At 73.4% G+C, this 19,158-nt stretch carries 16 protein-coding genes; 8 read left to right on the forward strand and 8 right to left on the reverse strand.

Annotation, left to right across the window (positions count from 1 at the left end):
• From AC5L3C_RS21035 to AC5L3C_RS21045, 3 genes are read left to right on the forward strand one after another with little or no spacing between them, the layout of a single operon-like run.
• Positions 1–1,533: an AMP-binding protein gene (locus AC5L3C_RS21035; protein WP_493650312.1), complete on the forward strand. Its 1,533-nt coding sequence runs from the start codon at positions 1–3 to the stop codon at positions 1,531–1,533.
• Positions 1,530–2,264 (forward strand): enoyl-CoA hydratase family protein, encoded by a 735-nt coding sequence (locus tag AC5L3C_RS21040; RefSeq protein WP_493650313.1) that lies wholly within the window; start codon positions 1,530–1,532, stop codon positions 2,262–2,264. The genes AC5L3C_RS21035 and AC5L3C_RS21040 overlap by 4 nt, the downstream gene beginning before the upstream one ends.
• Positions 2,252–2,974 carry a TetR/AcrR family transcriptional regulator gene (locus tag AC5L3C_RS21045; RefSeq protein WP_493650314.1) on the forward strand — a complete coding sequence of 241 codons (723 nt, stop codon included), beginning with the start codon at positions 2,252–2,254 and terminating at the stop codon, positions 2,972–2,974. The genes AC5L3C_RS21040 and AC5L3C_RS21045 overlap by 13 nt, the downstream gene beginning before the upstream one ends.
• Before the next feature lie 12 nt (positions 2,975–2,986).
• On the opposite strand, the gene pdxH is transcribed toward AC5L3C_RS21045, so the two are convergent.
• On the reverse strand, positions 2,987–3,673 hold the full coding sequence (gene pdxH / locus AC5L3C_RS21050) for a pyridoxamine 5'-phosphate oxidase (RefSeq protein WP_493650316.1): 687 nt from the start codon (positions 3,671–3,673) through the stop codon (positions 2,987–2,989).
• 274 nt (positions 3,674–3,947) lie between these two features.
• Here pdxH and AC5L3C_RS21055 point away from each other — a divergent pair, with 274 nt between their 5' ends.
• Complete coding sequence (locus AC5L3C_RS21055) at positions 3,948–5,048, forward strand: citrate synthase 2 (RefSeq protein WP_493650317.1); 1,101 nt, start codon at positions 3,948–3,950, stop codon at positions 5,046–5,048.
• 295 nt (positions 5,049–5,343) lie between these two features.
• On the opposite strand, the gene AC5L3C_RS21060 is transcribed toward AC5L3C_RS21055, so the two are convergent.
• Positions 5,344–6,216: an alpha/beta fold hydrolase gene (locus AC5L3C_RS21060; RefSeq protein WP_493650318.1), complete on the reverse strand. Its 873-nt coding sequence runs from the start codon at positions 6,214–6,216 to the stop codon at positions 5,344–5,346.
• Between the two features lie 545 nt (positions 6,217–6,761).
• Positions 6,762–7,454 carry an iron-dependent transcriptional repressor DtxR gene (locus tag AC5L3C_RS21065; protein WP_493650319.1) on the reverse strand — a complete coding sequence of 231 codons (693 nt, stop codon included), beginning with the start codon at positions 7,452–7,454 and terminating at the stop codon, positions 6,762–6,764.
• Between the two features lie 320 nt (positions 7,455–7,774).
• Here AC5L3C_RS21065 and AC5L3C_RS21070 point away from each other — a divergent pair, with 320 nt between their 5' ends.
• Positions 7,775–8,530 carry an SIS domain-containing protein gene (locus AC5L3C_RS21070; protein WP_493650320.1) on the forward strand — a complete coding sequence of 252 codons (756 nt, stop codon included), beginning with the start codon at positions 7,775–7,777 and terminating at the stop codon, positions 8,528–8,530.
• Positions 8,531–8,700: 170 nt separating this feature from the next.
• Here AC5L3C_RS21070 and AC5L3C_RS21075 read toward each other — a convergent pair whose 3' ends face one another.
• The 4 genes from AC5L3C_RS21075 to AC5L3C_RS21090 all read right to left on the reverse strand — a co-directional run bounded on the left by AC5L3C_RS21075 (position 8,701) and on the right by AC5L3C_RS21090 (position 13,464).
• On the reverse strand, positions 8,701–10,095 hold the full coding sequence (locus AC5L3C_RS21075) for a PAS domain-containing protein (protein ID WP_125505792.1): 1,395 nt from the start codon (positions 10,093–10,095) through the stop codon (positions 8,701–8,703).
• A gap of 292 nt (positions 10,096–10,387) precedes the next feature.
• The gene (locus AC5L3C_RS21080; protein WP_493650321.1) at positions 10,388–11,980 is read right to left on the reverse strand and encodes a transporter; all 1,593 of its coding nucleotides are present in this window, start codon (positions 11,978–11,980) and stop codon (positions 10,388–10,390) included.
• Complete coding sequence (locus AC5L3C_RS21085) at positions 11,977–12,753, reverse strand: ABC transporter ATP-binding protein (RefSeq protein WP_185930883.1); 777 nt, start codon at positions 12,751–12,753, stop codon at positions 11,977–11,979. Before AC5L3C_RS21085 ends, AC5L3C_RS21080 begins: the two co-directional genes overlap by 4 nt.
• 48 nt (positions 12,754–12,801) lie before the next feature.
• Positions 12,802–13,464 (reverse strand): bifunctional DNA primase/polymerase, encoded by a 663-nt coding sequence (locus AC5L3C_RS21090; RefSeq protein WP_493653953.1) that lies wholly within the window; start codon positions 13,462–13,464, stop codon positions 12,802–12,804.
• Between the two features lie 304 nt (positions 13,465–13,768).
• Here AC5L3C_RS21090 and AC5L3C_RS21095 point away from each other — a divergent pair, with 304 nt between their 5' ends.
• The gene (locus AC5L3C_RS21095; protein WP_125505797.1) at positions 13,769–15,154 is read left to right on the forward strand and encodes an NsdA family TPR-like regulatory protein; all 1,386 of its coding nucleotides are present in this window, start codon (positions 13,769–13,771) and stop codon (positions 15,152–15,154) included.
• A 178-nt stretch (positions 15,155–15,332) separates the two neighbouring features.
• Positions 15,333–17,195, forward strand: coding sequence for a hypothetical protein (locus AC5L3C_RS21100; protein ID WP_125505799.1), 1,863 nt, complete (start codon positions 15,333–15,335; stop codon positions 17,193–17,195).
• Positions 17,196–17,220: 25 nt separating this feature from the next.
• Here AC5L3C_RS21100 and AC5L3C_RS21105 read toward each other — a convergent pair whose 3' ends face one another.
• The gene (locus AC5L3C_RS21105) at positions 17,221–18,513 is read right to left on the reverse strand and encodes an ABC transporter substrate-binding protein (protein ID WP_125505801.1); all 1,293 of its coding nucleotides are present in this window, start codon (positions 18,511–18,513) and stop codon (positions 17,221–17,223) included.
• 172 nt (positions 18,514–18,685) lie between these two features.
• Here AC5L3C_RS21105 and AC5L3C_RS21110 point away from each other — a divergent pair, with 172 nt between their 5' ends.
• Positions 18,686–19,132: an SCO4402 family protein gene (locus AC5L3C_RS21110; RefSeq protein WP_125505803.1), complete on the forward strand. Its 447-nt coding sequence runs from the start codon at positions 18,686–18,688 to the stop codon at positions 19,130–19,132.
• The last annotated feature ends 26 nt before the right edge of the window (positions 19,133–19,158 follow it).

The raw sequence follows: 19,158 nt of genomic DNA on the forward strand, positions 1-19,158 counted from the left end.
ATGTTCCGCAGCGCGTACGCAGACGTCCCACCGGTCGAACTCCCCACTCACGACGCGGTGCTCGCCCGCGCCGCCGAGTTCGGCAGCACCCCGGCACTGATCGACGGCACCGACGGCACCACCCTCACCTACGAACAGGTCGACCGGTTCCACCGCCGGGTCGCGGCCGCGCTCGCCGAAGCCGGCGTACGCAAGGGCGACGTGCTCGCCCTGCACAGACCCAACACCATCGCCTTCCCCACCGCCTTCTACGCGGCCACCCGCGCCGGGGCCTCCGTCACCACCGTCCACCCCCTCGCCACCGCCGAGGAGTTCGGCAAACAGCTCAAGGACTCCGCGGCCCGCTGGATCGTCACCGTGTCCCCGCTGCTGGAGACCGCACGCAGGGCCGCCGAACTCGCCGGCGGCATCCAGGAGATCTTCGTCTGCGACAGCGCGCCCGGACACCGTTCGCTGATCGACATGCTCGCCTCCACCGCACCCGAACCCGTGGTCGACATCGACCCGGCCGAGGACGTCGCCGCCCTGCCCTACTCCTCCGGCACCACCGGCGTCCCCAAGGGCGTCATGCTCACCCACCGGCAGATCGCCACCAACCTCGCCCAGCTCCAGCCGCTGATCACCACGGGCCCCGGGGACCGCATCCTCGCCGTCCTTCCCTTCTTCCACATCTACGGACTGACCGCCCTGATGAACGCGCCCCTGCGGCAGGGCGCCACCGTCGTCGTCCTGCCCCGCTTCGACCTGGAGACCTTCCTCGCCGCCCTCCAGAACCACCGCATCACCGGCCTGTACGTGGCCCCGCCCATCGTGCTCGCCCTCGCCAAACACCCCCCGGTCGCGCAGTACGACCTGTCCTCCCTGAAGCACATCATCAGCGCCGCCGCCCCCCTGGACGCGAGCCTCGCCGCCGCCTGCGCCCAGCGGCTCGGACTGCCGCCCGTGGGACAGGCGTACGGCATGACCGAACTGTCGCCGGGCACCCACGTCGGCGAACAGAGAAGCACAAGCAGGCGCACACAGGGTAATTCTGCTGTTACGCTGAGGTGCGTCGGGGTGGTCATCATGACGCCCGGGCCTACCGCCGGGCTGGCGGGAAGTCAGGTCTGTGGAGCTGATGTAAGACCGCTGGACGGTGTTCCGTCCCCTGCCTTTACGGGAGTGGCTGTCGGCGTTGAAGCAGAAAGGCCGACCTGTGAGGGGCGGGCTCCCGGCCGTTCGCGGCAGGGAGGAGGTCAACAAGTACAAGGGCTTCCTCGCGGCCAACGCATCGGGTCTGGTTGCCCTGTTCTCGATGGCAGGGCGATAACCAAGCCGCCGTCGTGGGTACGACGAGGCGCTCCGGGGCTGGCAGCCGTTGGAGCGCCTCGCGCCCATGGCCTCTCTGAAGGCGAGACCGACGTGTCCCTCGCCGAGCACGTCGCCCCGTACAAGCGGGTCCGCCACGTCACCTTCATCGACGGCATCCCCCGCGCCGCCTCCGGAAAGATCCTGCGCCGCGAACTCCGCGCGGCGCACAAGGAGCCCTCGTGACCCTGATCGGCCGCACCCGCGACCGGGGCGTCGAAACGCTCAGCCTCGACGCCCCGGAACGCCGCAACGCCCTGTCCGCCGCCCTCGTCGGCGAACTGGCCGCCGCCCTCACCGACGCCGGCCAGGACGCCGGCGTCCGCGCGGTGCTCCTCACCCACACCGGCACCACCTTCAGCGCGGGCGCCGACCTGCGCGACCCGCCCCCGCCCGAAGCCTTCGTGGGCCTGCTGCGGCAGATCGTCGAACTGCCCAAACCCGTCGTCGCGCGGATCACCGGACACGTCCGCGCCGGCGGACTCGGCCTCCTCGCCGCCTGCGACATCTCCGCCGCCGCGCACACGGCCACCTTCGCCTTCACCGAGGTCCGCGTCGGCGTCGCCCCGGCCGTCATCTCCCTGCCGCTGCTGCCCCGCACGGACCCGCGCGCACTCGCCCGCTACTACCTCACCGGCGAGCGCCTCGACACCGCCGAAGCGGCCCGCATCGGCCTGCTCACCGCGGCCGGCGACGACGTCGACGCCACCCTCGCCCCCGTCCTCGACGGCCTGCGCAAGAGCGCCCCCGAAGCCCTGGCCGAGACGAAACGGCTGCTCACGGCTAGGGTGCTGGAGACCTTCGACCGGGACGCGGCCGGCCTGACCGCGCTCTCGGCCCGACTCTTCGCCTCCGCCCACGCGCGCGAGGGAATGACCGCCTTCCTCGAACGACGGGATCCGCAATGGGCGCTGTGAGCACGGCCGACCGTGCCGAACGAGTCCCCAAGCAGGACCGCAGCCGGGCCACCCGGCAGCGGCTCCTGGAAGCCGCCGTGGCCTGCCTCGCCGAACACGGCTGGGCGGGCTCCACGGTCTCCGTCGTCGCCGAACGCGCCGGCGTCTCCCGCGGAGCCGCCCAGCACCACTTCCCGACCCGCGAGGACCTCTTCACCGCCGCCGTCGAGTACGTCGCAGAGGAACGCTCCACCGCCCTGCGCGCCCTCTTCGCCGACGGCCCCGACGGCTCCGACGGCCCCGGTGGCCCCGACGGCCCCGACGGCCCCGGTGGCCCCGGCGGCTCCGGTGGCCCCGGCGGCTCCGGTGGCCCCGGTGGCTCCGGTGGCGCCGCCACGGGCGACCGCCGCGCGGTGGTCGCCGCCCTCGTCGACCTCTACACCGGGCCCCTCTTCCGCGCGGCCCTCCACCTATGGGTCGCCGCCACTAACGAGGAACAGCTCCGCCCGCGCGTCACCGAACTCGAACTGCGCGTCGGCCGCGAGTCCCACCGCATCGCCGTCGACCTCCTCGGCGCCGACGAAACCCGCCCCGGCGTCCGCGAAACCGTCCAGGGCCTCCTCGACATGGCCCGCGGCCTCGGCCTCGCCAACCTCCTCAGCGACGACACCGCCCGCCGCGAACGCGTCGTGACCCAGTGGACGGTCCTCCTGGAGCAGGCGCTGCGCTGACCCGCCCCCGGGTCACGGAGCGAGCCGCTCCACCCGCCAGGCACCGCCGCGCTCCGCGACGTAGCGCAGCCGGTCGTGCAGCCGGTTCTCCCTGCCCTGCCAGAACTCCACCGACGCCGGCACCACCCGGAAACCGCCCCAGTGCGGCGGCACCGGCACCTGCTCACCCTCCGGATAGCGCGCCGCCAGACCCGCGTACGACGCGTCCAGCTCCGCACGGTCCGCGATCACCGACGACTGGCCGCTCGCCCACGCCCCCAACTGCGAACCGTGCGGACGGGTACGGAAGTACGCCGCCGTCTCGTCCCGCCCGGTACGGTGCGCGGTCCCCGTCACGATGACCTGCCGCGCCATCGGATGCCACGGGAACAGCAGCGACACCCGCGGGTTCACCGCCAGGTCACGGCCCTTGCGGGACGCGTAGTTCGTGTAGAAGACGAAACCCTCGTCGTCGAAGTGCTTCAGCAGCACCGTGCGCGAACTGGGCCGTCCCTCCGCGTCCGCCGTCGACACGATCATGGCGTTCGGCTCGAACAGCCCGCCGTCCGTCGCGGCCTGCTTGAACCAGCGCGCGAACTGCTCCACCGGGGTGGCGGCCACGTCGGTCTCGGAGAGCCCCTCGGTCCGGTACTGCTTGCGCATCGCGGCGAGATCGAAGGGAACGGGGTCTCGATCGGTCACGCCGTCATCCTCCCCCATGACCGCCCGCCTCCGGGGGCACGGTGTCCTTCATCACGCCATGGCACTCAGTGCCGCGAACCCTCCCCAAAGATGGCACCCGGGGATATCGTGCAGGCACTGATCCGGTTGGGTGACCGCCAGCCGGGCACTACAGGGATGACGTCCCGGACCGCGAGTCCACACAGCGTGACCGCGGAACCACCGGACGCACCCGATCGCACCGGCTTGATCCGACACATGGTCGTCCCATCCCACAACACCATCTGTCACCCACCTCACGAGGAGCCGCCAGATGTCCGACTTCGTACCCGGGCTCGAAGGAGTCGTCGCGTTCGAGACGGAGATCGCCGAACCGGACAAGGAGGGCGGCGCCCTCCGCTACCGCGGCGTCGACATCGAGGATCTCGTCGGGCACGTCTCCTTCGGCAACGTCTGGGGCCTGCTCGTCGACGGAGCGTTCAACCCCGGCCTGCCGCCCGCCGAACCCTTCCCCATCCCCGTGCACTCCGGCGACATCCGCGTCGACGTCCAGTCCGCCCTCGCCATGCTCGCCCCCGTCTGGGGCCTCAAACCACTCCTCGACATCGATGCCGAGCAGGCCCGCGACGACCTCGCCCGCGCCGCCGTCATGGCCCTCTCCTACGTCGCCCAGTCCGCGCGCGGCCAGGGCCTGCCCATGGTCCCCCAGCGCGAGATAGACAAGGCCGAGTCCATCGTCGAACGCTTCATGATCCGCTGGCGCGGCGAACCCGACCCCCGGCACGTCGCCGCCGTCGACGCCTACTGGACCTCCGCCGCCGAACACGGCATGAACGCCTCCACCTTCACCGCCCGCGTCATCGCCTCCACCGGTGCGGACGTCGCCGCCGCCCTCTCCGGAGCCGTGGGCGCCATGTCCGGCCCCCTGCACGGCGGCGCCCCCTCCCGCGTCCTGCACATGATCGAGGAGATCGAACGCACCGGGGACGCCGAGGCCTACGTCAAACAGGCCCTCGACAAGGGTGAACGCCTCATGGGCTTCGGTCACCGCGTCTACCGCGCGGAGGACCCCCGCGCCCGCGTCCTGCGCCGCACCGCCCGCGAACTGGGCGCCCCGCGCTTCGAGGTCGCCGAAGCCCTGGAGAAGGCCGCCCTGGCCGAACTCCACGCCCGCCGCCCCGACCGCGTCCTGGCCACCAACGTCGAGTTCTGGGCCGCGATCGTGCTGGACTTCGCCGAGGTCCCGGCGCACATGTTCACCTCGATGTTCACCTGCGCCCGCACCGCCGGCTGGTCGGCCCACATCCTCGAACAGAAGCGCACCGGCCGCCTGGTCCGCCCCTCCGCCCGCTACGTCGGCCCGGCCGCCCGCGACCCCCGCGACATCGACGGCTACACCGACCTCGCCCGCTGACTTCCTCGGAAAACGCAGACGACCCGCGAGCCTGGTTCCCCCTCGGGGGAGCCGGCCGGACGTTACCGGCGACTCGCGGGTCGGGTGACTGCGTTGGATTAGGCCGGCTGCACGCGTAGCTCGCGCGCTGGCTCGGCACCGCACCGGGTGTGGTGACGGGCCACTAGCCCGCAGCCACCTCTTCCGTCCGGTTTGCATACATCTGCCGAACCACCTCCCTTCCGAAGTACCGCCACCCTAAGAACCGATCGCCGCCGGATCAACCACTTTTTTCGTTGCCTTTTCGCCGGAGGGATCAGGGCTGGTTGAGGGAGGTCAGGAAGGGGTCGATGGCGGTGAGCCAGGCTTCTGGCTGGTCGTAGTGGATGAGGTGGCCGGCGTCGGTGACCTCGGCGTACCGGCCGTGGGGGAGGACGCGGACCATTTCCTGGGCCTCGGCGCGGCCCAGTTCGCCGTCGAGGCCGCGGACGACGAGGGCGGGGCAGCGGACCTGGGCCAGTTCCTCCCAGTGGGCGTCGTAGACCCAGGTCTCGCGGGTGCGGAGCATCTGGTCGGGGTCGAAGACGGGGCGCCAGCCGTCGGGGGACTCGGCCATCACCTCGGCGTAGAACTCGCCGCGGGCGGGGTTGGGGCGCTCCACCCAGGGGTCGTCCTCGCCGAACCATTTGCGGACGTCGGCGAGGGTGGCGAAGGGGACGGGCCAGGCCTTGAACCACTCGGCCCACTCGCGCTGGGAGGCGGCGCCGAGGGCGGAGGCCCGCATGTCGCAGATGATCAGTCCGCGGACGAGGTCGGGGCGTTTGGCGGCCAGCTGCCACGCGGTCAGTGCGCCCATCGCGTGGCCGATGAGGACGGTGGGGCCGAGGCCGAGCTGTTCGAGGGCGGCCTCGGCGTCGTCGACGTAGGCGTCGCGGGTGAAGGAGGCGTCCGAGGGTTTGTCGCTGCGGCCGTGGCCGCGCTGGTCGAGGGCGACCGCGCGGTAGCGCGCGGAGAGCCGGCGGGCGGTGGACGCCCAGTGGGAGGCGCGGCCCATCAGGCCGTGGAGTAACAGCACGCCGGGGGTGTTCTGCGCGGCCGCCGGTTCGGTGCCGGGCTTGGGCGGGTCGCCGAACTCCCAGGCGGCGAGTCGTACGCCGTCCGCTCCGGTCACGTCGATGCGTCGCGCCATGGTCCCGGCACCCCCCAAGCTCGCTGACTGCCCACTGCTGGTGTCCTGCGCCCTGCCCGTGTTGCCACTGCCCGCAGATTATCGAATGCGCATTCGAGGAAGCCTTCCTGTCCGGCAACACCCCTCGATCGAGTGACCTCCGTCGGGGATTGATCGCCGCGACCCAGGGGAGATCTTCAGCGGGAGGCGGACCGCTCGGGGAAACCGGTCCGAGGGGAATGACCCTGAGAGCTCGGGGCTCCGGGTCAGCACAGGGGAGGACAGGCCCCGGCGCCACGCGGCGCCGGGGCTCCTCACGTGGTCACGGCACATCCTCCCGCCCCTCCCCGGCCGGGGCGACATCGCTGCCGGACCGGCCAAGAATCCCTCAGGTCATATGCCTCACGCGACAGCCTTGCACGCGTTTCCGGCGTGCGCTGCCATTCGGCGTACTGGATCTCCGATTCGGCGCGTTCACACCGGCAGGCGTGAACCGTTCGCCCGGCGGTGGACGGGGGGCCGCCGGTGCGGGGCCTCCCCTCGCGACCGGCCGCTGCGCTCCGCCGTCAGGGCTTGGCCACAAACACGTGCGAGGCCACGTCCGCCTTCAGCTCGGCCGCCTCGCCGCTGCTGCCCACCAGCACCCCGCCCGCCGACTCCGTCACGCTCACCACCGAGCCGGGCTGCACGCCCGCCCGGCGCAGCGTGTACATCAGCTGCGCGTCGGTCTGGATCGGCTCGCCGATCCGGCGCACGACGACCGTCTTGCCTCCGGTGCCCGGGTCGAGGTCGGCCAGGGACACCATGCCCTCGTCGAGGAACGGGTCGGCGCCGTCCTGCTCGCCGAGCTCCTCGAGACCCGGGATCGGGTTGCCGTAGGGCGACTCGGTCGGGTGCCGCAGCAGCTCCAGCACGCGGCGCTCGACGGCCTCGCTCATCACGTGCTCCCAGCGGCAGGCCTCGGCGTGGACCTGCTCCCACTCCAGGCCGATCACGTCGACCAGGAGGCACTCCGCGAGCCGGTGCTTGCGCATCACGCGTGTGGCCAGCCGGCGGCCCTCCTCGGTGAGGTCGAGGTGGCGGTCGGGGGCGACGGACACCAGTCCGTCGCGCTCCATGCGCGCCACCGTCTGGCTGACCGTCGGCCCGCTCTGGTCGAGCCGCTCGGCGATCCGGGCGCGCATGGGGACCACACCTTCCTCCTCCAGCTCGAGGATGGTGCGGAGATACATCTCCGTGGTGTCGATCAGTCCGGACATACATGCCCCTTGATGAGATGTGCGTATTGGCTCTGCCGGAGGCTGGACTGCTCACCGGCCCGTGCGCTGGCCCAGAACTCAATTCTTACCCATCCGGCTGACAACCGGGCGGTGCTGTGGAAAGGAGCGGTGCCGGAGCCGGGGATCGGGGTGGCCGGGCGCCGTATTGACACGGCGATGGTCCAGACCGCACGGTGATCCGCGACACCCCGGCGCTCGCTCCGGGGCACGCTCCGGGGCGCGCTTCACCGCGCAGTGCTCCACCGTTCTCCACCGTCCTCCTCCGTCCACCTCCACCGTCCTCCGCGAAGGGATGCCGCATGAGCGACCGCACTCCGGCCGGTCAGTTCCTCGACGCCGCGATCGACCTGCTCCGGCGGATCCGCGACGAGGAGGGCGACGCCGTGGCGGCCGCGGGCACCATGCTCGCCGACACGGTCGCGGAGGGCGGCCGTCTCTTCGCCTACGGCGCCGGGCACTCCTCGCTGGCCGCGCAGGACCTCGTCTACCGCGCGGGCGGCCTCGCCCTGATGAATCTGCTCGCCGTGCCGGGTGCGGTGGGCGTCGACGTGCGGCCGGCCACGCTGGGGTCCGCGCTGGAGCGGGTCGACGGGCTGGCGAGCGTGGTGCTCGAGTCGTCGCCGCTGCGCGCGGGCGACGCGCTGCTGATCATCTCGCTCTCGGGGCGCAACGCGCTGCCCGTGGAGATGGCCATGAAGGCCCGTGAGATGGGCGTGCGGGTGATCGGCGTGACATCGGTGGCGTACGCGGCGCAGACGTCGTCCCGGCACGCGTCGGGGACGTTCCTGAAAGACCACTGCGATCTGGTGCTGGACTCCGGGATCGCGGTGGGGGACGCGGAGCTCACGCACGACAAGGTGCCGGCGCCGTTCGCTCCCGCGTCGACGGTGGTGACGTCGGCGTTGTTGCAGTCGGTGGTGGCGACGGCGGCGGTGGTGCTGGCGGAGCGGGGGATCGAGCCGCCGTTGCTGCGGTCGGGGAATGTGGACGGGGGGCACGCGTGGAACGCGCGGGTGTTCGAGGAGTACGCGGACCGGATCTTCTACGGCCACTGAGTTCTGGGGCCGCTGAGTCGTACGGCCATTGAGTTCGCCCCCGCCGCCCCTTCCCTTCCCGTCCCGTCCCCGGGGGCAAGCCCCCGGACCCCCTTTTCGGCCCTGAACGGGCCTCGTCCTCAAACTCCCCCAGAGGGGGCACCCCCAGACGGGCTGGAAGCGACCCCACGTCACCGATCCGGGCGCGTCAAGGACGCCAGGTCCAGGGCCGTGGCGATGTGGGCCGCCACGTCCTCCGCGTACGTCGCGTCGGAGCGTTCGAACGCGTGGCGGCCCGCGCCCCGGAGAAACGTCACGGCACCGAGCGTCCGCCCCCGGCTCCGCAGCACCGTGCACAGCGCGTGCACCGCGTCCGGCGGCCACTGGCGGGCCTGAGCCCACGCGCGGGCGTCCTCGGGGGACAGGGAACCCGCCCCGGCCCGCACCGACCCCGCCCGCTCCACGCACTGCACCGCGGGATGCCCCTCGCCGTAGCGCACCGGCAGTCCCGCCCGGCCGTCGATCCGGGTGGGGCCCGGCGCTCCGGACGGCGTCGCGGCGACCCGTACGAGGCGCACCGGGCCGGCGTCCTCCGTACCGTCGGCCACGCGGTCGATCAGCGCGTGGTCGGCGAACCCGGCGAGGGCGAAGTCGAGGTGGACCGTCGCCGCCTCCGCCGGATCCTCGCACTCCGCCGCCGCACGCGCCGCGCGGTGCAGCTGCTGCGCGCGGAACCGCAGCAGCGAGGCCTCCTGCTCGCCCTGCCGCGACTCGGTCACGTCCTGGAACAGCCACCCCACGCCGAGCGGCACCGGCTCCTCGGCGAGCGGCGACGCCAGCCGCACGAACCCGCTGCGCCAGCACCGCCGCTGTTCGCCCTCGGGCGTGCGCACGGTCACCCACAGCTCGGCCGGTGCCGGCGGGGCGCCCTCGGCGAGCACATGGGCCAGCGCGCTCTCCAGCTCCTCCACGCCCTGCGCCAGCAGCTCGCCCAGCGGCCGCCCGAGGACGGAGGTCCGCCCCGCGCCCAGCGCCCGCGCGGCGTGCGCGTTGACCACCGCGGGCCGCAGGTCGACGTCGACCAGGACGACGCCCCAGCTCGCGTCCTCCAGCAGGGCCTCGCTCAGCGCGATGGACCGCTCGAGGTCGATCTGCGTGTGCACCTCGCTGAACGCGCAGTACACCCCCGCGGGCTTGCCGTCGGGCCCGCGCACGGCCGCGGACTGCGTCCGCACCAGCACCCGGCCGCCGTCCTTCGTCAGCAGCGCGAACTCGTGCACCTGCCGGCCGGGGGCGTCCATGGCCGACATCAGCCGCGCCTCGACCTCCTCGGCGTCCGCGTGGCGCACGGCCCACCCGGCGAACCCGGGGCGGCCCACCGCCTCGGCCGCGGTCCAGCCGAGGATCCGCTCGGCCTCACGGTTCCAGTGCGTCACCACGCCGTCCGCGTCGAAGGCGCACAGCGCGGCGTCCATGCCGTCGAGGAGCGCGGCGAGGAGGTCGGAGCCGTCCGATCCCTCCCGCCCGGGCTCGGGCTCGTCCGGCCCCAGCTCGTCGGTGGTCCCACTACGCCGGGAAGCACTCACCTGGACCCCCTGCAGGCTGCGTCCGCACGTACGGCACGACGGGTTGTCTCACTTGCAATCATTCAACTTGAACGTGACTCAGCGCACATCGGCTTCTCTACAAGATTGAGAGAATTGTTGTACGAACGAGCCGTGCCACCCCGTTCACGAGGGAAAAGGCCCCCGCGGCCGCCCCGCCCTGGGGCGCCGCTCCGGGCAGAACATACCGCGCGACCTTGTCGGCGGAGGCGGTGCGCCCAGGGCGGTGCGCCCAGAGCGGTGCTCACAGGGCGGTGCTCACAGGGCGGCGCGCTCAGCCCTTGCTGACCGCCGTGAGGATCTCCGGCAGCCGGCGGGCCGTCCGCGGTGCGGCCAGGCGCAGTCCCAGCAGGGTCAGGGCGGCTCCGTAGACCGTGCCGACCGGCAGCAGCAGCCAGCGCAGCTCCCGCCCGTCCGCGTCGATGTTCAGCCAGATGGTCAGGGCGATGACCGGGACGCACAGCACCGCCGCCGCGACCATGCCGCCGAAGATCGAGATCCAGGCGAGCCCGACCTGGCCGGGAGCGACGTTCTTGTAGCCCTCCTGCGGGATGGAGTACGGGAAGCGGGCCGAGGTCCACGCGCCCGTGGCGAGCATCGCGCCGAGCAGCGCGAAGGACAGGCCGAGCGCCTCCGGCAGCCGGCCCCAGTCGCCGAGGATCGCCGCCGTCACCACGGTGACGAAGGCGGAGTACGGCAGCGTGATCAGCAGCAGGGTCAGCGCGCGGGCGCGCAGTTCGAGGTAGGCGTCGCGGGCCGAGGAGATGGTCATGGCGACCATCCAGAACGCGGAGGTGTCCTGCCCGAACTGGTTGTACATCATGATGCCGAGCATCCCGGCGGCGAAGCAGGCGAAGTACACCGAGCCGGTGCCCTGCCAGGCGTTGAACACCGGCACGATCAGCCCGATCGCCAGCGAGGTGACCCAGGCGGTCTTGGTCTTGGGGTCGCGCCAGATGTAGAGCAGGCTGCGCTGCACGGCCGTACCGGTGCGGCCCGCAGGGAGCAGCCGGGCGAGCCCGGTCGACGCCCTCTCGCGCACGGCCGCGTCGCCCGCCTGGAGGGTGGAGGCGTCCGGGGAGGTCATCAGCCGCGTCAACGCGCGTGACCACAGCGCCAGCAGCGCCACCAGGGCCGCCGCGCTCACCGCCAGCTGCGCCGCCGCGATCCCGTACGACCCCTCGCCCGCCGCGTGCACCGCGCCGAGCGCCGACGCCGGCGGGAACCAGCGCAGCACGTCGGCCGCCGGGGCGAGTTGCTCCAGGCCGGACGAACCCAGCCGCTGCGCGCCGAAGTTGACCACCTGCGCCCCGACGGCGATCACCAGTCCGCTGAGGACGGCGAGGTCGCGGCCCTTGCGGCTGGTCAGCAGCCGTACGTTCGCGGCGGCGACCGCCCGCGCGAGGGCCACGCACACCAGCAGCGCCAGCGGCGCGGCGAGCACGCCCACGGCGATCGCCGCCCCGCCGTGCGCGACGGCGGCCACCGAACCGGCGAGGAGGCAGAGCGTGAACAGCGGTCCGATGCCGACGAGTGAGGCGGCGAGCAGGGCCCGTACCAGGGGCCGGGGCCGCAGCGGCAGCATCACCAGCCGGGTCGGATCGAGGGTCTCGTCGCCGCCGGGGAAGAACAGCGGCATCACCGCCCAGCCCAGTGCCAGTACGGCCACGAGGAGCACCACCAGGGACTCGACGTGGTCGAAGCCGCGCAGCGCGATCAGCCCGATCAGCTGGAGCGCGGCGAACAGCAGGGCGGCGACGGCGGAGGCGATGTACGCCGCCTTGCGGCCGCCGGACTGGCGCAGGCCGTTGCGCAGCAGGGACAGCTTCAGCCGTACGAGGACGGGGGTGACCGCGGCCCCGCTCATCGGGCGCCGCCGCCCAGCCAGTCGAGGTCGGAGCCGGCGTCGCGGCTGTCGGCGCCGACGAGTTCGAGGAACGCCCGCTGGAGCGAGGGGGCGTCGCCGCGCACCTCGGCGAGGGGGCCGTGGGCGCGGATGCGGCCGGCGGCCATCACGGCCACCCAGTCGCACAGCGACTCGACGAGTTCCATGACGTGGGAGGAGAACACGACCGTGGCGCCGGAGGCGGTGTACCGCTCCAGCACGCCCCGGATGGTCTGCGCGGAGACCGGGTCGACGCCCTCGAACGGCTCGTCCAGGAAGAGGACTTCGGGGTTGTGCAGCAGCGCGGCGGCCAGACCGATCTTCTTGCGCATGCCGGTGGAGTAGTCGACGACGAGTTTGTGCTGGGCGCCGGCCAGGTCGAGGACGTCCAGCAGCTGGGTGGCCCGCCGGTCGACCTCGTCACCGGGCAGCCCCCGCAGCCGCCCGGTGTAGGCGAGCAGTTCGCGCCCCGACAGCCGCTCGAAGAGCCGCAGCCCTTCCGGCAGCACCCCGATCCGGGACTTGACCTCCACCGGGTCGCGCCACACGTCGTGTCCGGCGACCTCGACGGTGCCCTGATCCGGCCGCAGCAGCCCGGTCACCATGGACAGTGTGGTGGTCTTCCCCGCGCCGTTGGGCCCGACCAGCCCGATGAACCGCCCGGCGGGCAGTTCCAGGTCGATCCCGCCCACGGCGACCTGCTGTCCGAAGCGCTTCCAGAGCCCTCGTACCTGTACGGCCACGGTTCCCACCACGTCTCCCTCCACCGGCTGGAAGCCTAGGCCACGGCCACCGGCGGCCCCTCAGCGATCCCTGCCGCAGGCGTAGGCCAGCGGCGAGACCAGCTCCTCGGCGTCGGGCAGCCACCGGTTCACCGGAGTGGGCCGGCAGGCCCACTGCACGGCCCCGCGGCACCCGAACCGCGTGGGCGGGGCGGCCAGGTAGGCGCCCTCCCCGAGGACCGCCAGGTCCAGCGACGCCACCGTCCACCCCAGCTTGCGCACCAGGTCCGGGACCTTCGCCGCCGCGCCCGGCAGGACGAAGAACTCCATCCGCCGGTCCGGCGTGAGCGTCACCGGGCCCAGCGTCAGTTCCATCCGCTCCATCCGCGCGAGCGCCAGGAAACCGGCCGTCTCCGGTACCGAGATCGCGTCGAAGGTCCGCCCGGTGGGCAGCAGGATCGAGGCGGCCGGCTGCTTCTGCCACATCCGCCGGGCGACGGTGGCGCTGCCGGTCGCCTGGGTCGCCCAGTCCGGACGCGCCGGGTGCGCGCCGGGGGCGGGACACGCCGTGTCACCGCACGAGCAGCCGTGCACCCCGTCCACGACCTCCAGCCAGGTGCCCGGGAACACGTCCCAGTGCCGTTCCTCCGCGTAGCGAACGGCGGTGTCCAGCAGCGATTCCCCGCGCTGCTTCGGGATCTGTACGGCGTCGGCGCCCGCGATCGTCTCTTCCACGATGAACACAACTACGGCCGTCACCAGGGGTTACGCCCGCCCCCATGCGCGGGGGAGGAGCACCTCTTCCGTGCTCGGGGCGCATGGGTGCATCCATGGGGGCGCGCGGGAGGATCCACGTCCGCGCGTGGGTAGCCACGAAAGGGGTCGGCACCAGCCGTTACCCCGGCAATCCTCACATGCTTCGCATTGTCGGCACATCGGCGGGGCATTGATCTTCACGGCCGGTTTTCTCGCCGGGACGTGAGAAGTACGGCCGCGGAAGAACGTCAACCGGTGCGTGGGCAGGCACCGCAGCCTCAGGGGGTACGCCATGGCCGCAAGGCCTCTCGTCGCGCGGCAGCCGAACGAACGGCTGCAGGCGCTCATCCAGGAAGCCGGATGCTCCAACGCCGGTCTGGCCCGCAGGGTCAACATGTGCGGCGCCGAGCACGGCCTCGATCTGCGCTACGACAAGACGTCGGTGGCGCGCTGGCTGCGCGGACAGCAGCCGCGGGGGCGGGCACCGGCGATCATCGCGGAGGCCCTGGGCCGCAAGCTGGGCCGGACGGTCACGATCGACGAGATCGGCATGGCCAACGGCAAGAACCTCGCCTCGGGGGTCGGTCTCCAGTTCTCGCCGACGGTACTGGGGGCCATCGAGCAGGTCTGCGAGCTGTGGCGCAGCGACGTGGGCCGGCGGGACTTCCTGTCCGGCTCCTCCGTGGCGGCGTCCGCGCTGGTGGAGCCGAGCCGCGACTGGCTGATCTCCGGCCCGGACGGGCAGGTGGCGCGCTCCGCGGGGCCGCGCGTGGGCCAGTCCGACGTCGCGGCCGTACGGTCGATGACCCAGGCGCTGGTCGACCTGGACCACCAGTACGGCAGCGGGCATGTGCGCCCGGTCGTCGTGCACTACCTCAACAGCGTGGTCTCGGGGATGCTGGCGGGCTCCTACCGGGAGGCCGTGGGCCGGGATCTGTTCGCCGCGGTCGCGCGGCTGACCGAACTCGCCGGGTACATGGCCGTCGACACCGGGCAGCCGGGCCTCGCCCAGCGCTACTACATCCAGGCGCTGCGGCTGGCGCAGGCGGCCGGCGACCGCGGCTACGGCGGGTACGTGCTGGCGGCCTCCATGAGCCACCTGGCCGCGCAGCTCGGAAACCCGCGCGAGATCGCGCAGTTGGCGCGTGCGGCGCAGGAGGGCGCGCGGGGGCGGGTGACGCCCCGCGCGGAGGCGATGTTCCTCGCGGCGGAGGCGCGCGGGCACGCGCTGATGGGCGACGCGCACGCCGCGCAGGGCGCGGCGGGGCGGGCCGTGAGCGCCATGGAGGCCGCCGACGCGGACTCCGGCGACGACCCGGTGTGGATCGCGCACTTCGACGAGGCCTATCTGGCCGACGAGTTGGCGCACTGTCACCGGGATCTCGGGCAGGCCGGGGCCGCCGCGCGGTGCGCCCGCCAGTCCCTGGAGGGTCATCCCGAGGCGCGGGCCCGGCGGCGGGCGATCGGCTATGTGCTGTTGGCCACGGCCCAGGTGCAGCAGCGGGAGATCGAACAGGCCTGCAGCACGGGCCTGAAGGCGGCCGGGCTGCTCCACGGGCTGCGCTCCAACCGCGGCGCCGAGTACCTGGAGGACCTCCAGCAGCGCCTGGAGCCCTACCGGGAGGAGCCGGTGGTACGGGAGTTCGGGGCGCGCATGGAGCTCCAGGCGGCGGCCTGACGCCGGTGCCCGCGCGGGGCGGCGTGCAGGAGGTGAACGTAATCAGCGTGCGGTGACCCGGTTTTGTTACCGCGCTCACAGGGCAGGAGGTCTTGTTCTGTGCTGCGTGGCACCGGGCTCCGGGGACCCGGTAGCGTGAACCGACGATTCACAAGGTCCCCCATTGGTAGGAGTCCCGGTGACGCAGAGTGGACAGGGCGAGGAGCCCTCGGCGCGCGAAGCGCGCGAAGGCATCGTGCTGCCCTCCGACGGTGGTGAGCCCCTGCTGCCGGGCATGACGGTCGCACCGGTCCCACGGGGTGGTGGCGCGGGGGGCGGGCCCTCCGACGGCCACTTCCCGGCCTCGGCCCCGCCCGGCGGCCAGACCTGGGGCACGCCGTGGGGTCCCGACCAGCGGAACGCGGGGCCGCAGCAGGCCCAGGAGTGGCCGGCCGCGCCCGACGGCGGCCAGTGGGGCACGCCCGAGGGGTCCTCCTGGGGCGACGGCAACGCTCCCCGGAGCGGCGCCCAGGGCCCCGGCCCGCTGCCCCCCGAGAACGCCCCGGCCCCGTCCCGGCCCGACCCGGGCTACGGCACCCACCCGGGCACGAACCCCTCGTCGGCCGGGCACGGTGCGGGCGGTGCCTACGGTGCCGATGCGTCGTCCGCCGGACACGGCGCGGGCGGTGCGTACGGTGCCGATGCGTCGTCGGCCGGGCACGGTGCGGGCGGCTCGTACGGCCCCGGTCCCTCGTCGGCCGGGCAGGGTTCCGGCGGCTCGTACGGCGCGGACGCGTCGGCCGGGCACGGCGGGCACCCCCCGTACGGCTCCGGCGCCGGTTACGGCGACCGGACCGGCGGGCACGGCGCGTCCGCCCCCCTGCCACCGGCCGGCGCCGACCCCTCCGGGCACGGCCCGCACGGCGCCGGATACGGCGCTCCCGCCCCGCAGGCGTACGGCTCCCCGGCCGGAGTCGCGCCCGACGGGTCGGAAGGGGCCACCCAGTTCCTGCCGCCGGTGCCCGCGGGCGGCGCCGACGAGGCGGCGACGCAGTACATACCCCCGGTGGGCCCGGGCGCGCTGCCGCCCGAGATGCCCGCCGCACACGACCCCGAGACCACCCGGTACCTGGGCGCGCAGCCGCAGGGCACCCCCGCCGCCGGCAACCCGGACGCCGAGGCCACCCAGTACATCGCCCCCGTCACCGACCAGCCGCCCGGGCAGCCCTACGGCGCCCCGCAGCCCGGCGCGGGCGACCGGCAGCCCCCCGCCGAGTTCGACAGCCTCTTCCGCAGTGACAACGGCCCGGCCGGATCCACCCAGCAGCTCCCCCGCGTCGAGTACGGCGGGCCCGGCCCCGCCGCCCCCGCCGCGCACCCGGCCGGACCGGCCGGCGGCGGACGCGGCCAACGCGGCGGCCGCTCCGGCAGCCGCGTACCGGCCATCGCGGCGGTCGGCATCGGCATCGCCGTCCTCGGCGTCGGCGCGGGCGCCTGGCTGGGCAGCGGGGACGGCGGTGGCGACGACGACAGCGGCAAGCGCACCGTGTCGGCCACCGCGCCCGCGAGCGAGGAGGCGTCCCCGTCGCCGTCCGTGGACCCCGCCCGTCAGCAGGCCGTGGAGCTGGACAAGCTGCTGGCCGACAGCGGCGACAGCCGCACCTCCGTGATCAACGCGGTGGCCGATGTGAAGGCCTGCCGCGACCTCGGCACCGCCGCCAAGGACCTGCGGGCCGCGGCCGGGCAGCGCAGCCAGCTGGTGACCGACCTCTCCGCCCTGTCCGTGGACAAGCTGCCGGAGCACCAGGCCCTGACCACCGCGCTCACCAAGGCGTGGCAGGCGTCCGCCTCGGCCGACAACCACTACGCGGCCTGGGCGGACCAGGTGGCCGGTTCCAAGGGCAAGTTCTGCAAGAAGGGCCAGGCCCGCGCCACCAAGCAGACCCGGGCGGGCAACCGGGCCAGCGGCACCGCGACCACGGAGAAGGGCAAGGCGGCCAAGCTGTGGAACACGATCGCCAAGCAGTACGGCCTGACCGAACGGCAGCCCACCCAGCTCTGACCGGCCGGCGCTCAACGGCGGCGGGTCACAGGTCCGCCTCGCGCAGGGTCGCCGTCACATCGGTGGCGCCCTTTCGGGCCGCGACCAGCCGGCCCTTCTCGACCACCTGAAGGGTCACGTGCGCGTTGACCAGCCGGGGGAAGCCGACGGCGGCGAGCTCGTCCTGGAACTTCCACCGCAAGGTGGGCGTGAGCCCGCCCGTGTCGGCCTTCAGCCCGCCGTCCAGCGCCCCGCTCACCGTGTCGGCGGTCACCGCGCCGTCCCCGAGCGACTCGACGGCCTGCCGGAACACGGTGTAGGCGATCCACGTGGTCTGCACCCCGGCGTCCGCCGGGTCGATCCGGTTGTCGCCGAAGGCCTCCTCTGTGATCACCTTCTTCATCCCGTCCCAGCGGGGGTCGCTCGCCGCCGGGTACCAGCCGGTGACGTACGACCCCTCGTACGGCCCCGACGCCCCGCCGGACGCGTCGATCACCGACTGGTCGACGCTGCCCAGCACCGTCGCCGTACGCACGTCGGGGTGGCCGGCGCGGACCCGCCGGAAGGAGTCCATGAAGGTGCCCGTGCGGTCGCCGAGCGCGGGCACGACACAGCCCCGCTCCCCGGGAACGGCGGTGGCCCGCCGCAGGGCCTGCTCCGCGTGACGCTGGTAGGAGGTGGCGGTCTCCGGGGCGCGCTGGTCGCCGGTGGGCCGGTGCCCGCCCGCCTTCAGGCCCGAGTCGAGCAGCGGGGGCAGCTGGTCGCCCGCGATGCTGTCGGGCCGGATCAGGGTGACCGGACCGCACAGGCCGGCGAGGGTGCGGCCGAGGCCGGCCAGCAGCGCCGGCTGCCCGCCGTTGACGGGGTAGGACAGGGGGCTGGTGAACTCGTCGTTGGTGATGCCGTAGCCGCCGAGGTACGGGATGCCGGCGCCCTCCAGGGTGGGCAGGAAGGCGTCGGTGTGCTGGCTGTAGGAGCCGACGACCGCGACGGCCCGCTCCTCGACCGCGCGCCGGGCGCACCGCGAGACGGCCGCGGTGTCGTTCCTCTCGTTGCAGGTCAGCACGTTCAGCCGGCGCCCGTTGATGCCGCCCCGGGCGTTGATCCAGCGGCCGTACGCCTCGGCGAAGGCGGGCATCCCCGGCTTGTTGGTGGCGTCGCTGCCCTCGGGCGCCCAGGTCATCACGGTGACGGTGTCGTCCCCGGAGCCGCCCGCGACACCGGGGACGACACCGCACCCGGCGGTGAGCACCGCGCACGCCGCCAGGGCGCCGGCCCGGACGGAACGGGGGAGGAGGCGGGAGAAACGGGTCCTTCGGGTCTGTCGCCTGCCGGTCATGAAACCGCACGATTCCCCCGTACGGCCAACCTTGGAGTGACTCGCGGTCAACGGATGGTGACGGAGGGGTGAATTGCGGGGGCCCCTGTGACCGGTGTGGCACCGAAACGTACGATCGACGACCGTGCAAGGTTCGGAGAACTCTTCCCGTCGCGGCCGTCGCTCCTTCACCATGGGCGGCATGCCACTCAACGACATGCCGTGGTGGCGCTGGCGCAGCAATGTGCGCTCCGCGCTGCACATGCTCTCCGACCCGGTCTTCCAGCGGGACGTCTGGCTGGCCGGTGTGCCCGGCTACGGGGACGTCACCGACGCCGTCTACCGGCTGGTCGAGGACACCTGGCTGGACAACTGGTCCGCCGAGAAGTACGTCGGCACGATCTTCCGCGACTCGCAGGAGGCGGCGCTCGTCGACACCGCGGTGCTGCGCGTGCTGCGGATCATGCACCAGGTCGGGCCGGACGCGCCGGTGACCGCCTACCTCGACAACGAGGGTTGGCCGGAGGCGGTGCGGGCCGCGCGGGACGCCCATGTGCGGATGGCGGCCAGCGACGGGGAGGACCCCGACGCCCCGCCGAGCACCCTCGAGGTGCTGCAGATCCTGACACGGTCCGCGTAGCGGAACGACGGCGCCGGGCGCGAGGC

The sequence above is a fragment of the Streptomyces speibonae genome (assembly GCF_984686075.1).